Consider the following 13,128-nt stretch of genomic DNA (forward strand, 5'->3'; position numbering starts at 1 on the left):
GGAAAAAACGCTGCCTATGGTACGGTCACCGCGTGGTATCCGACGCCAGTCGACCAGACTCCTCCAAGGTTTCCGCCAAGTCCGCGCGCGCCGGTGTCGGTGGGTTGCTACGGGGCTTCGTCCAGCACCCGGTCCTCGTCTCCAGGGTCGTCTACACCAAGGTCAAGTCCGACCCCGTACGGGTCGCGCAGGCCGCCGCCGAAGCCCTCCCGCCGCGCCTTCGCCCCTTCGTCGGGCGGGTGGCCTGGCCCGCCGCCCGCCGGGCCCGCAGGGCCGTGCGCAAGTTCGGCATGCGCGTCATCCGGGCCCCGTGGAACGAGGCCAAGGAGCACTGGAACTCCGGCAACGTCACCCTGGCCGCGCAGGTGCTCGAAGCCCACACCAAGTACCCCTTCGTCAAGCGCCGGGCCGCCTACTACCAGGGCGAGCTGGCCGCCATCAGCCCCGACCCCATCCCGCCCGGCGCCAAGGCGACCGTCGGCGAGCGCGTCCAGGGCCGGGTGCTCCACTGCGTCACCAACGCCCTGCCGTACACGCAGGCCGGCTACACCGTCCGCACCCACCGCATCGTCACCGCGCAGAAGGCCGCGGGCCTCGATCCGCACGTGGTGACGAGCTGGGGCTGGCCCATGTTCCAGGGCTTCGCCGACGTCACGCCGTACGAGGAGATCGACGGCGTCCCCTACCACCGGCTGCTGCCCGACGGACGCGGCGAGATGCCGTTCGAGATGCGCGGCCGGATGGTGCGCGGCGCCGACTCGGTCACCGAGCTGGTCAAGGAGCTGCGCCCGCAGCTCCTGCACGCCGCCACCGACCACCGCAACGGCTCCGTCGCCCACGCCGTGCGCGAGCGCACCGGCACCCCGTACGTCTACGAGGTGCGCGGCTTCCTGGAGGAGACCTGGGCCTCCCGCGACCCGATCCGCGTGGGCAGCGAGCGGCACGTGCTCCAGCGCGAGCGCGAGGCGTTCCTCATGCGGGAGGCGAACGCGGTCGTCACGCTGGCCGAGACGATGGCCGCGGAGATCGTCGAGCGCGGCGTGCCCAGGGAGCGGATCTTCCTGGCCCCCAACGCGGTGGACGACTCCCTGCTGACGGCCCACTACGACGGCGCGTCCTTCCGCCGCGACATGGGCATCGGCGACGACGAGATCGTGGTCGGCTCGGTGTCCAGCATCGTGGCCTACGAGGGCTTCGCCACCCTGCTGCGCGCCGCGGCGCTGCTGCGCGACCAGGGCACGCCGGTGCGCGTGCTCATCGTCGGCGACGGCGCCGAGCGGCCCAACCTGCTGGAGCTGGTCGAGGAGCTGTCGCTCACCAGCGCCATCCTGCCGGGCCGGGTCGGGCCGGACGAGGCGCTGCAGGCCCAGGAGGCCATCGACATCTTCGCCTGCCCGCGCGAGGACCTGCGCGTGTGCCGGCTCGTCACGCCGCTCAAGCCGGTCGAGGCGATGGCCCTCGGCAAGCCGGTCGTGCTCAGCGATCTGCCGGCCCTCTCGGAGCTGGTCGGCTCCGAGGGCGCGGGGCTGCTCGTGCCGCCCGGCGACCCCGCCGAGCTGGCCAAGGCCATCGCCGGGCTCAGGGACGACCCGGCCAGGCGCGCCGAGATGGGCGAGGCCGGTCGCGCCGAGGTGGCCGCCAAGCGCACCTGGGGCCGCGTGGCCGAGACCTACCGGGACCTTTACCGGTCCCTCACCTGAGGATGGGCTCCGGATTGCCTGTCTGTTACGACAGGTTCAGTCGCATTAGGCGTGAGCTAGGTGGACTTGAGATAACCTTTGCGACCATGAAGTGTTGTTTCCGGCTTTCCAAGGCACCGCTGTGACAGAAATAGACTTGTCTGTCATCGGCCTGGGGTACGTCGGCATGCCGCTCGCCAAGGAGGCGGTGGCCGCCGGGCTCAAGGTCGTCGGCGTCGACGTCGACCCCGCCAAGGTCGACGCGCTCAACGCCGGGCGGTCCTACATCGACGACCTGTCCGACGCCGACCTCGAGCACATGCTGGCCAACGGCTTCAGCGCCACGCTCGACGAGACCGTCCTGGCCAGGAGCAACACGATCGTCATCTGTGTGCCGACTCCGCTGGACGAGGACCACCGTCCCGACCTGTCCGCGGTCGAGGGCGCCACCAAGGCCGTCGCGCGCAACCTGAGCAAGGGCACGCTCGTCGTCCTGGAGTCCACCACCTGGCCGGGCACCACCGACGAGGTGGCCCGCCCGCTGCTGGAGACCTCCGGCCTGGTCGCCGGCGAGGACTTCCACCTCGCCTTCTCGCCCGAGCGCATCGACCCGGGCAACCCGAAGTTCGGCCTGCGCAACACCCCGAAGGTCGTCGGCGGCTTCACGCCCACCTGCCGCGACCGGGCGACCTCCTTCTACGGTCGCTTCATCGAGCAGGTCGTGCCCGTCAGCGGCACCCGCGAGGCCGAGATGGCCAAGCTGCTGGAGAACACCTACCGGCACGTCAACATCGCCCTCGTCAACGAGATGGCGATCTTCTGTGACGAGCTGGGCATCGACCTGTGGGAGTCGATCGAGGCCGCGGCCACCAAGCCGTTCGGCTTCCAGAAGTTCCTGCCCGGGCCCGGCGTGGGCGGCCACTGCATCCCCGTCGACCCGTCGTACCTGTCGTACACGGTGCGCAAGCTCGGCTACCCGTTCCGGTTCGTCGAGCTGGCGCAGGAGATCAACGAGCGGATGCCGTCGTACGTGGTCGCCCGGGTGCAGCGACTGCTGAACCGGCATAAGAAGCCCGTTAACGGCGCCAAAGTGGTTATGCTCGGCGTCACCTACAAACCGGACATCGCCGACGAACGCGAGACCCCTGCCCTCCCCGTGGCCCGCGCGCTGCTGGAGCTGGGCGCCGACCTCTCGTTCGCGGACCCGTATGTCAAGGAGTGGTCGGTCGACGGCACACCCGTGCCGCGCGAAGAGGATCTGGCCGAGGCCGTGGTCGGCGCCGACGTGACGCTGCTGATGCAGCAGCACTCCGCGTTCGACCTGGACATGGTCGAGGCGAAGGCCAGGCTCGTGCTCGACACCCGCGGCGTCCTCGCCGAGGGTGAACGCGTCGAGCGGCTGTAGCGACGGAGGGTTGCGCGCTGTGCACGTGCTCGTCATGACGGTGGTGCATAACCCCGAGGACGCGCGGATCCTGCACCGGCAGATCCGCGCCCTCGTGGATGCCGGTCATGAGGTCACGTATGCGGCGTCCTTCACGGCGCACGGCATCGTGCCCCGGCCGTGGGTCACTGGCGTCGACCTGCCGCGGGCGGCGCAGCGCAAGCGCGTCGCGGCCGTCTGGGCGGCCCGCAGGCTGTTCAAGCGGATGCGCGACAAGGTCGACCTCGTGCTCATCCACGACCCCGAGCTGCTGTTCGCCGTCTGGGGCGTGCGCAACAGCCCGCCGATCGTCTGGGACGTCCACGAGGACACCCCGGCGACGCTGTCGCTCAAGCCGTGGCTGCCGTCGATGCTGCGCCCGCCGGCGCGCTTCCTGGCCCGCATGCTGGAGGGCATGGCCGAGCGCCGGATGCACCTGCTGCTGGCCGAGACGGCCTACGCCGGCCGGTTCAAGGACGCCCACCTCATCGTGCCCAACGAGACGTGGGTGCCCGACTCGGTCACGCCGCCGGGCGACGACCGCGTCGTCTACCTCGGCTGGCTGTCGCGGGCGCGCGGCGTCATGGAGGCCATCGAGGTGGCCCGGCTGCTCCAGCCGTACCGGGTGGCCGTCGAGCTGATCGGCTACGCCGACCCGCAGAGCCGTCCGGTGCTCAACCAGGCCGTCACCGAGGGCCTGCTGGAGTGGCGCGACTTCATGCCGAACGACGAGGCGCTCAAGCGGCTCGACGGCGCCCTCGCGGGCCTGTCGTTGCTGCACGACGAGCCCAACTACCGCCACTCCATGCCCACCAAGATCGTGGAGTACATGGCGCACGGGATCCCCGTCATCACCACGCCGTCGCCGCGGGCGGTCGAGCTGGTCGAGCGGTACGAGTCCGGCGTCGTGGTGCCCTGGGAGGACCCCAAGGCCGTGGCGCAGGCCGTGCTCACCCTCCGGGACGACGTCAGGGAACGGCGGGCGCAGGGCGCGCGCGGCTACGCGGCGGCCCGGGGCAACCACCACTGGCCCAACTCGGCCAAGCGGTTCGTCGCCCAGCTCGAAGCCTGGGCCGCGGGCCTGCGCTAGCGGCTGACATCCGGCATATCCCCGCGACGATAGGTTCCTCAACGTGCGCTGGCTGTTCGTGCTCGTGGGCGCGGCGATCCTGGCGGCCGTCGCGGCCGTGGTCGTCGTCCTCCCGTCGGACCGGCCGACCAAGCCCGTCGCCAGGCAGACCTCGCCGAGTCCCACCTCGACGTTCCCGACGCCCAAGGTCACCGAGTTCACCGACCCGTGCGGCACGTTCGACACCGTCGAGTCGGCCCCGTACGCCGTCACCGGCTACTGGGTGACGCCCACCTCCAACCCGTGCACCTGGCGCAAGCAGCTCCAGGAGATCCACGCCGTGGGCGGCGACACGGTCATCAGGATCGGCTACGGCCTGCAGTACCGTTCCGTGGACGACGACGGCGAGATCCTCAAGGACGGCGAGCGCGACTCCCTCTACAAGGACTGCCAGGAGGACGGGCTCAGCTGCCACGACGCGGCCGAGCGCGACCTGAAGAAGGCGAACCCCGGCAACCGGGTGGCCCGCACCTACGTCTACCGGACCGACGAGGCGTTCGGCGACGGCCTGTTCCGCTGCGCCGAGATGGAGCACCGGGTCGTGTCGGGCCGGCGCGTCTACTACCGGATCCTGGCCCCCATGGACGGCTCCGACGACGCCACGTGCGACTTCACCAAGCCCCGGCCGTACGACCTGATCGTGGTCGCGGGCGCCGTCAAGAACGCGCAGGGCGAGTTCAAGGACAGCCTGAGCCAGCTGCTCGACCTCGGCGACCAGTTCGGCATCCACATCTTCCCCGCGCTGCCGCTGGCGCCGCGCCAGCACGACAACCAGACCAGGGCCAACCCGCACCACATCCCCACGCTCACCACGCTGACCCGCCGCATCCTGCAGGACTACGGCGTCCGCTTCGCCGGCCGCGCCTCGCTCGGGGGCGTCTACCAGCCGTTCGAGGTGCAGATGGGCGCCACGCTGGCCAGCAACCCCACCCTGCAGGTGTACGCGGGCCAGCACGACATCGTCGAGCAGGAACTGCCCGGCAAGCCCATCCTCATCAGCCCCTACCTGGACGCGCGCAAGCGGGTCGGCTTCGGCCAGACGCCCAAGCAGGTGGCGGCGGCGTTCAAGGCGCTGGCCCTCACGGGGGTCGGCATCATCGCGCCGCAGGACAGCCGCGGCACGGGCAAGGTCGGCCTGTTCTGGCCCGACCAGCGCGACGACGAGGTGGACGAGCGGCTGCGGCCCGTGGTCGGCGAGAGCACGTACGGCACCGCCTACCACGGCTCCACCCGCGACTACTACCGCGAGATGGCGCTCGTGCGCGAGGAACTGCTCAAGGGCGGCCGTGAGGTGGATCTCTGGGCCAACGTCGAGGCCTTCGAGCCTGCCGGCGACCCGCCGTGCGCGGCGCAGGGCTCGCGCGGCAAGACCGACAAGAAGCGCCTCGACCAGGCCGTCACCATGGCCGGCCGGTACGTCCAGAAGATCGTCTCCTACATGTGGAGCGACTTCATGACCTGCGGCTCGCCGTCCCTGGAGAGCGAGATCGCGAAGGACTGGGCGCGGCCCATCGCGGTGGACGCGATCCGGCGCGGGCGCGACGTCCAGGACGGCATCGAGGTGCGCGGCTACAACCTCAAGGGCGGCACGGTCACCGTGGAGTGGGAGAGCGGCGCGCGCGACCTCGACGTGGCCGCCGTCGGCTGGCTCGACGAGGACCCGCTGGAGGAGCTGCCCGAGGGCATGCAGACGGCATGGGTGCCGTTCGACTGGGCGCAGGTGCCGCCGGACGCCTGGGTGAAGGTGGGGGTCAGGCTGGCCTCGGGCCAGGAGGCCACCGAACGCCTGCACGTCCGCATCACGTCGTGACGCCGTCGGGATCGGTCAGGTGCGTGTAACGTGCAGGCCATGGTCCCCAGCGTCCCGGTCAGCGTCGACCTGGTCGTGCTGACCGTGCGCTGCCAGGCGCTGTCGGCGCTGCTGTGGCGGCGCGACAACCCGCCGTTCCTGCGCCGCTGGTCGCTGCCGGGCGGGTTCGTCCAGCTCGACGAGGACCTTCCGGCCGCCGCGCAGCGCATCCTGGCCGAGCGGGCCGGCCTGCCCGGCGCGCCCGTCCACCTGGAGCAGCTGCAGACCTACGGCTACCCCGACCGCGACCCGCGCCAGCGCGTGGTCAGCGTCGCCTACCTCGGCCTCGCCCCCGACCTGCCCGCCTCGGAGAAGGCGCACATGAGCTGGCAGCCGGTCGCCGAGCTCAACGTGATGGCCTTCGACCATCGGCGCATCATGCTCGACGGCATCGAGCGGGCGCGGGCCAAGCTGGAGTACACCCCGCTCGGGGCGGCCTTCTGCCCGCCCGAGTTCACCGTGGCCGAGCTGCGGCGGGTGTACGAGATCGTCTGGGGCCGGCCGCTGGACCCGCGCAACTTCCACCGCAAGGTCACCAAGGCCGAGGGCTTCCTCGTGGAGACGGGCGGCACGACGACGCGCGACGGCGGCCGTCCGGCCAAGCTCTACCGCCGCGGCCCCGCCGAGCTGCTCCACCCGCCCATGCTGCGCTCCCTCAAGGAGTGAGGCTCCTTCACGGGGCCGCCGGGGGACGGAGGCCGTCCAGCAGGACGGTGAGGTAGGCGTCGGCTAGCTCCTGCGACGGCGGCCGGGCCCGGGCGACGGCCAGGGCGGTCTGGCCGATCAGCGTCGTGGTGACGCCGGGGTCGAGGTCGGTGCGCACCGTGCCCTCGCGGCGCGCTCCGTCGATCATCTCCTCGACGGCCCGGACGAGGTCGGCGCGCAGGGCCGTGGTGGCGGGCAGGTCCAGGCCGCCGAGCTGGTCGTTGATGCCGTGGTGCGCGGTCTGGAAGGCGAGCAGCTCGCGCAGGAAGACGTGCAGGGCCCGCGTGGGCGTGGTCTCGGCGAGCAGGTCGCGGGCGCGGCGGACCACCGGCTCCAGGAGGCCGGACACGGCGGCGTCGAGGAGCGCGTCCTTGCCGCCGAAGGCGCGCACGACGGTCGCCGCTCCCAGCCCCACCTTCTTGGCGATGGCCTCCACGGTCAGGGCCGCGCCCGGCTCGCTCAGCAGCGCGGTGGCCGCCTCCAGGGCGAGCCGGCGGTTGCGCACGGCGTCGGCCCGGCGCCGGGATCCGGTCGGCGTTGACAACTGGAATGCTCCTTCCACATAATCAACTGGAACGCACATTTCAGTTATCGTAGCGCGAAGGAGCCTCCCCATGAACGAGCGGATCCTCATCTCCGGCGCGAGCATCGCCGGCCTGACCCTGGCCCACTGGCTCGCCCGGCACGGCTTCCGGCCGACCGTGGTCGAGCGCGCGCCCGCGCCGCGGGCCGGCGGCAACGGGGTGGACGTGCGCGACAACGCCGTCGAGGTGGTCGAGCGGATGGGGCTCATGGCGCGGGTCCGCGAGCGCGCCACCGACGTCCGGGGCATGAAGTTCGTGGACGCCGCCGACCGGGCCGTCGCCCGGATCGACACCCGGGACCCGGCCTCCGTCGAGATCATGCGTGGCGACCTGGTGGCCCTGCTGCGCGAGGTGACCGACGTGGAGACGCTGTTCGGCGACTCCGTCACCGGCCTGGAGCAGGACGACGACGGCGTGACCGTCACCTTCGAGCACGCGCCCGCCCGCCGCTTCGACCTGGTCGTCGGCGCCGACGGCATGCACTCCAACGTCCGCCGGCTCGCCTTCGGCCCCGAGGACCGGTTCGTCGCGTTCAAGGACCACTACTTCGCCTTCGCCGACACCGACGCCTCGCTGGGCGAGGACCGCTGGGTGACGATGTTCAACACGCCGGGCAGGATGACGGGGATCTACCGCTCCGGCAACCACGCCCAGGCCAAGGCGTACTTCATGTTCCGCTCCGCGCCGCTGGACCTCGACCACCGCGACGTCGCCGGGCACAAGCGCCTGATCAGCGAGGTGTTCGGGGACGACTCCTCCTGGCGGACCAGGGAACTGCTCGACGCGGCCCTCGCCGACCCCGACTTCTACTTCGACGCCCTGGGCCAGGTGCGGATGGACGCGTGGTCCAGCGGCCGCGTCGCGCTCGTCGGCGACGCCGCCTGGTGCGCGTCCCCCGCCTCGGGCGCGGGCGCGGAGCTGGCCCTGGTCGGGGCCTACCGCCTCGCCGGGGAGCTCGCGGCCGCGGGCGGCGACCACCGCGTCGCCTTCGCCCGCTACGACGCCGCCCACCGTCCGCTGGTCGACAAGAAGCAGCAGATCGGCCCCAACGTCCGGCTCATGGTGCCGAGGACCGAGGGCGGCCGGTGCGTGCGCGACGTCGTCGCCCGCCTGCCGCTGATGAAGGTGGTCGGCGCGGTGGAGCGCCGGGTGCAGGCCAGGAACGCCCGTCCCCTGCCGGAGTACGCCCCGGCCCGCTAGGCCGATGGCCGCCGGGACGAACCGGTGGCCACCAGGATGAACGGTCATGCGGGCCATGCTCCTAAAGTTGGGGCATGCCTCGTTTCCGCTCGATTCTCGACACCATGCCGCCCTACCGGCCGGGCAAGGCCGTGGCCGCCGCCGACGGGCGGTCGTACAAGCTCTCCTCCAACGAGTCGCCCTACGACCCGCTGCCCTCCGTGGTCGAGGCCGTCGCCGCCGGCGCCCGCCAGGTCAACCGCTACCCCGACCCGGCCGCCGTCGCCCTGACCGAGGCCATCGCCGAGCGCTTCGGCGTCCCGGCCGGGCACGTGGCGCTCGGCGCGGGCTCCGTCACCGTGGCGCAGCAGCTCTTCGAGACCGTGGGCGAGCCCGGGGTCGAGGTCGTCTACGCGTGGCGCTCCTTCGAGGCGTACCCGCTGCTGGCCGACCTGGCCGGCGCCACCTCCGTGCGCGTGCCGCTGGCCGGTGAGGACCACGACCTCGACGCCATGGCCGAGGCGATCAACGACCGCACCCGCATGGTGTTCGTCTGCAACCCCAACAACCCGACCGGCACCGCGATCCGCCGGGCCGAGCTGGAGGCGTTCCTCGACCGGGTGCCCGGCGACGTGCTGGTGGTGCTCGACGAGGCCTACCGCGAGTACGTGCGCGACGAGGACGTCCCCGACGGCCTGACCCTCTACCGCGACCGGCCCAACGTGTGCGTGCTGCGCACCTTCTCCAAGGCGTACGGGCTGGCGGGGCTGAGGGTGGGCTACCTGATCGGGCACGAGCCGGTCGCCGAGGCGGTGCGCAAGACGATGGTGCCGTTCGCGGTCAACCACCTGGCGCAGGTCGCGGCGGTGGCCTCGCTGCGGGCCGAGGGCGAGCTGCTGGAGCGGGTCGAGCGGGTCGTCAAGGAGCGCACCCGGGTCCGCGAGGCGCTCCTCGCCCAGGGCTGGACGGTGCCGCCCACGGAGGCCAACTTCGTCTGGCTCCGCCTCGGCGAGCGCACGCTGGACTTCGCCGCCGCCTGCGCGGTGGAGGGTGTCGCGGTGCGCCCGTTCGCGGGCGAGGGGGCGCGGATCTCGATCGGCGACCCGGAGGCGAACGACGCCTTCCTGACGGCGGCCGCGGCCTTCCGCGCCCAGCTCTGAGCCTCCGGGGTCGCCGCTAACCCTCGGCCCGGGCTCCTTCGCGTACGACGCTGCGGGCCTCGTCCGGGACCTTCTCGTTCCGGGCCTCGTCCGGGGCCTCCTCGGAGGTCTCGTCGGAGCCAGGGGAGGTCTCGCCGGGGCCCGGCCGGCGTCCCCGGCGCTCGGTCGAGATGACCAGCGCCACGCCGACCAGGATCACCAGGCCGCCCGCGACGATCTGCAGCGTCACCTGCTCGCTCAGCACGAGCGCGCCCAGCACCACGGCCACCACCGGGTTCACGTACGCGTACGTCGCCACCAGCGAGATGGGCGCGTTGCCGAGCAGCCACGAGAACGCCGTGAAGCCGACCAGCGACCCCACCAGCACCAGGTAGACCAGGGCGACCCAGGACCGCCCGGTGACCGCCGAGAGGTCCAGCCGCTCACCCGTGCCACTGCCCAGCAGGGCCAGCCCGACGCCGCCCGCCAGCATCTCCACCGTGCTGGCCACGAAGGCGTTGGACGGCATCGCGATGCGGCTCGACAGGAACGAGCCCACCGCCCACGACAGCGACGCCAGCAGGACCACCACGATCCCCGCCGCGCTGCCGCCCTGGGCCCCGGTCAGCGACAGCGCCGCGACCCCGGCGAGCCCCACCAGGACCCCGGCGAGGGTCAGCGTCTTCGGCCGGTCCCGCACCACGAACCTGAACACGACCAGCCACAGCGGCACCGAGGCCACGAGCAGCGCGGCCAGGCCGGTGCTGATGTACTGCTCGGCGACGGCCAGCATGCCGTTGCCCAGCGTCAGCAGCAGCAGCCCGACCCCGGCGGCCCCGAGGAACTGCCGCCGGGTCATCCGGAACGCCTGCGGCCCCGACCTGGCCAGCACGATGCCACCGAGCAGCAGGCCGGCGACGACGAACCGCATCGCGCCGCTCAGCATGGGAGGGATGGACTCGACGGCCACGGCGATGCCCAGGTAGGTCGAGCCCCACACCACATAGACGATGCCGAGCGCGCTCCAGACGAGGAGGGTGGCGCGGCGGTCAGGTGCGTTCTGCGTCATGACTCATGACAATAGCGGGCGACCCTGACAAAAACCCTGCGGATATCGGACAGACAATTGGCGGTATCCCATCGCCGGCGGTCTTGACCGCCACTGTCACCGGACGCCCGGCCGCTGCGAGGATCCTCCTGACACCGGATCCCCTGGTCAAGGGGCCGGTTCACGTCCATCCGCCCGGCCACGGGCCTGACGACGGGAGCATCCGCCCATGCCCATCCCCGCCTCCGCGGTCACCTCGGTCCCGCCCGCCCCCAACGCCGTGGCGCTCGCCCACTTCGCCGCTCGTCTCGCCGTCGAGACCGACGTCTCCGACGTGGCCGCCGACCTGGCCGCCGCGGTGCCCGGCATCGTCGTCGTCGACTCCCGCAGCCGCGAGAGCTGGGACCAGGGCCACGTCCAGGGGGCCGTCCACCTGCCCACCGCCGAGATCGCCGCCCGGGCCGCGGAGGTCGTGCCCGCGGGCGCCACGGTGGTGACCTACTGCTGGGGGCCCGGCTGCAACGGCGCGACGCGGGCGGCGCTGGAGTTCGCCCGGCTCGGCCACCCGGTCAAGGAGATGATCGGCGGCTTCGAGTACTGGGCCAGGGAGGGCTTCGCGGTGGAGACCGCCTCAGGAGCGGCCCGCCGCCCCGTGGATCCCCTCACGGCCCCGGTCACGGGCATCGCCTGCGCGTGCTGACCGGCAGGACCACGAAATGTTGGCGCCCCCGTCCGAATCCCGTCGATCGGGGGCGACCGAGAACATACCCCGATCCGCAACGGTCAACCAAGAACCACGCCGCCGTCGCCCCAAAAATCCGCCGAGATCCCAAAGGGGAGCAAAGCCCGCTTGGTCCGGGTCTCGTGTTCGGGAAGCCATGGTCTCGTCGAACGGAAGCCACGGCCCGGAGTGCGCCGTAACGGCGGCCCGCCACCACCCGGTCAGAGGCCGTCTCCCTGGAGGCCCTCGGCCCCGTGCGGCGGGTGGGGGCAAGGTGGCTGTGCCGTAACAAAACCAAAAAACGCCCGCCGCCCCGGAAGGGGACGGCGGGCACGATCAACTCACCGTGGGCCGAGCTTCTCCACGATGAGCCGGTACAACTGCCGCGGGCGCCCCGGCTGCGGCGTGCGGTTCGGCGGAAGCGGCCACGCGAGTCCCTCGTCAACCAGCGTGCGCAGCAACCGTCGAGCCGTGCGCGGCGTGACGCCGAGCATCTTGCCCGCGCCCTCCGCGTCCACCACCGTGTCCCCGCCCTCCAGCTTGGCCGCCAACCGGGCCAGCACCTCCACGCCCTTGGGCTTGAGCGTGCCGGCGCCCGTCGGAGGCATCCTGGGCGCGGGGATGAGCGCTCGGCCCTCGCGGTCCACGGCGAACCCCTGGGCCTGCTTGCCCGCCTGCGTACGGGCCAGCGCCGCCCGTGCGTGCGCCTCCGCGTCGTGCGCCGTGCGACCCATGCCGACCCCCACCTCGACGGCCAGGCCCAGCTCGTCGCGGATCCTGGAGGCGAAGGGCAGCACCCTGAACCCGTCGGTGGCCGTCGTGATCGAGCCCCGGGTCGCCGTGACCAGGTAGCTGTGATCGTCGATCGGCCACACCGTGGCGTTGATGCGGTTCGCCTCCTGCACCAGCAGCCGGTGCAGCGACAGCCGCAGCTCGTCGCGCCAGTAACGCGGCGCGGCGCGGCGCACGGGTTCGCGCAGCGTCGGCACCTCCACCAGCACCACCGTGAGCTGCGACTCCTCCAGCCTGTGATGCGCGCCGAGCAACGCGGCCGTGTGCAGCGCGCTGCGCACCGCCGCCGACGTGGGCCTGATCCTGATGACGGGAACCCCCGCCGTCTGCAGGCGGTCGGCCACCGCCGGTAAGCACGTCAGTGCCCCCGTGGTGGCACCCTGCCGGTTCAGGCGCTCGTGGTAGGCCGCGATCGTGCCGGTGGCCCCCGGCTCGTCGCGGCTGTGCACGTCGGACGCGGGAATGCCGAGGTCGGTGTACGCCTCCTCCACGTCCGCACGCGACACCACGTCGATGCTCACCCGTTGTGGTTCGATGCGCGGATCCAGTGCGGCCTTGGCCAGCGCCGCCACCAGGGCGGCGCCGCCGAGCTGCACGTACGTCGCCGGCATCGTCAGCACACCGGAACGCCTGGCCAGGTCATAGGGGACCGGGCTGGCGAACAGGCACGCGTCCACGCCTGGACCGAGCCGTGTCACCTTGTCGGGCGCCTCCTGCTCATCGCGATACGCGGCGGCCACGAGGCGGCACGGCAGTGGCGCTGCCGCGTGCCCCATCAACATGACGCGCTCGACCAGATCGTGGGGCCCGACCACGCCAATGGTGAGGTCCGGTGTCATGGCGCCCGGGCGCGACACTCGTGTTGTTTCTTCGGCCCTCT

At 72.1% G+C, this 13,128-nt stretch carries 11 protein-coding genes; 8 read left to right on the top strand and 3 right to left on the bottom strand.

Going from position 1 to position 13,128, the window contains the following annotated elements; all coding sequences use genetic code 11:
• Positions 1-32 precede the first annotated feature (32 nt).
• The 5 genes from HTZ77_RS18940 to HTZ77_RS18960 all read left to right on the top strand — a co-directional run bounded on the left by HTZ77_RS18940 (position 33) and on the right by HTZ77_RS18960 (position 6,746).
• Complete coding sequence (locus HTZ77_RS18940) at positions 33-1,700, top strand: glycosyltransferase family 4 protein (protein WP_175590950.1); 1,668 nt, start codon at positions 33-35, stop codon at positions 1,698-1,700.
• Positions 1,701-1,836: 136 nt separating this feature from the next.
• Positions 1,837-3,084: a nucleotide sugar dehydrogenase gene (locus HTZ77_RS18945; RefSeq protein WP_268960039.1), complete on the top strand. Its 1,248-nt coding sequence runs from the start codon at positions 1,837-1,839 to the stop codon at positions 3,082-3,084.
• 19 nt (positions 3,085-3,103) lie between these two features.
• Positions 3,104-4,192: a glycosyltransferase gene (locus HTZ77_RS18950; RefSeq protein ID WP_175591305.1), complete on the top strand. Its 1,089-nt coding sequence runs from the start codon at positions 3,104-3,106 to the stop codon at positions 4,190-4,192.
• 43 nt (positions 4,193-4,235) lie between these two features.
• Entirely contained in the window at positions 4,236-6,041 is a 1,806-nt protein-coding gene (locus HTZ77_RS18955) for a DUF4434 domain-containing protein (protein WP_175590952.1), read from the top strand.
• A gap of 39 nt (positions 6,042-6,080) precedes the next feature.
• On the top strand, positions 6,081-6,746 hold the full coding sequence (locus HTZ77_RS18960) for an NUDIX hydrolase (protein ID WP_175590953.1): 666 nt from the start codon (positions 6,081-6,083) through the stop codon (positions 6,744-6,746).
• A 7-nt stretch (positions 6,747-6,753) separates the two neighbouring features.
• On the opposite strand, the gene HTZ77_RS18965 is transcribed toward HTZ77_RS18960, so the two are convergent.
• Positions 6,754-7,329, bottom strand: coding sequence for a TetR/AcrR family transcriptional regulator (locus tag HTZ77_RS18965; protein WP_175590954.1), 576 nt, complete (start codon positions 7,327-7,329; stop codon positions 6,754-6,756).
• A gap of 70 nt (positions 7,330-7,399) precedes the next feature.
• Between HTZ77_RS18965 and HTZ77_RS18970 the strand changes: the two genes are divergently transcribed.
• Together HTZ77_RS18970 and hisC are read left to right on the top strand one after the other, a co-directional pair.
• Positions 7,400-8,569: an FAD-dependent monooxygenase gene (locus tag HTZ77_RS18970; protein WP_175590955.1), complete on the top strand. Its 1,170-nt coding sequence runs from the start codon at positions 7,400-7,402 to the stop codon at positions 8,567-8,569.
• Positions 8,570-8,643: 74 nt separating this feature from the next.
• On the top strand, positions 8,644-9,708 hold the full coding sequence (hisC, locus tag HTZ77_RS18975) for a histidinol-phosphate transaminase (protein ID WP_175590956.1): 1,065 nt from the start codon (positions 8,644-8,646) through the stop codon (positions 9,706-9,708).
• A 16-nt stretch (positions 9,709-9,724) separates the two neighbouring features.
• Here hisC and HTZ77_RS18980 read toward each other — a convergent pair whose 3' ends face one another.
• Positions 9,725-10,756 carry an EamA family transporter gene (locus HTZ77_RS18980; protein ID WP_175590957.1) on the bottom strand — a complete coding sequence of 344 codons (1,032 nt, stop codon included), beginning with the start codon at positions 10,754-10,756 and terminating at the stop codon, positions 9,725-9,727.
• A gap of 208 nt (positions 10,757-10,964) precedes the next feature.
• On the opposite strand from HTZ77_RS18980, the gene HTZ77_RS18985 reads away from it, so the two are divergent.
• Positions 10,965-11,435 (top strand): rhodanese-like domain-containing protein, encoded by a 471-nt coding sequence (locus tag HTZ77_RS18985; RefSeq protein WP_175590958.1) that lies wholly within the window; start codon positions 10,965-10,967, stop codon positions 11,433-11,435.
• Positions 11,436-11,797: 362 nt separating this feature from the next.
• Here HTZ77_RS18985 and HTZ77_RS18990 read toward each other — a convergent pair whose 3' ends face one another.
• A complete protein-coding gene (locus HTZ77_RS18990) occupies positions 11,798-13,087 on the bottom strand; it encodes a GTP cyclohydrolase IIa (RefSeq protein WP_175590959.1) in 1,290 nt (429 codons plus the stop codon).
• Between the last annotated feature and the right edge of the window lie 41 nt (positions 13,088-13,128).

Source organism: Nonomuraea montanisoli (assembly GCF_013363975.1).
Taxonomy (GTDB): domain Bacteria; phylum Actinomycetota; class Actinomycetes; order Streptosporangiales; family Streptosporangiaceae; genus Nonomuraea; species Nonomuraea montanisoli.

Excerpts from the sequence above, each read along its gene's own strand:
- HTZ77_RS18960 (WP_175590953.1), top strand. The coding sequence starts at position 6,081 with ATGGTCCCCAGCGTCCCGGTCAGCGTCGACCTGGTCGTGCTGACCGTG.
- HTZ77_RS18970 (WP_175590955.1), top strand. The coding sequence starts at position 7,400 with ATGAACGAGCGGATCCTCATCTCCGGCGCGAGCATCGCCGGCCTGACC.
- hisC (WP_175590956.1), top strand. The coding sequence starts at position 8,644 with ATGCCTCGTTTCCGCTCGATTCTCGACACCATGCCGCCCTACCGGCCG.
- HTZ77_RS18980 (WP_175590957.1), bottom strand. The coding sequence starts at position 10,756 with ATGACGCAGAACGCACCTGACCGCCGCGCCACCCTCCTCGTCTGGAGC.
- HTZ77_RS18985 (WP_175590958.1), top strand. The coding sequence starts at position 10,965 with ATGCCCATCCCCGCCTCCGCGGTCACCTCGGTCCCGCCCGCCCCCAAC.
- HTZ77_RS18990 (WP_175590959.1), bottom strand. The coding sequence starts at position 13,087 with ATGACACCGGACCTCACCATTGGCGTGGTCGGGCCCCACGATCTGGTC.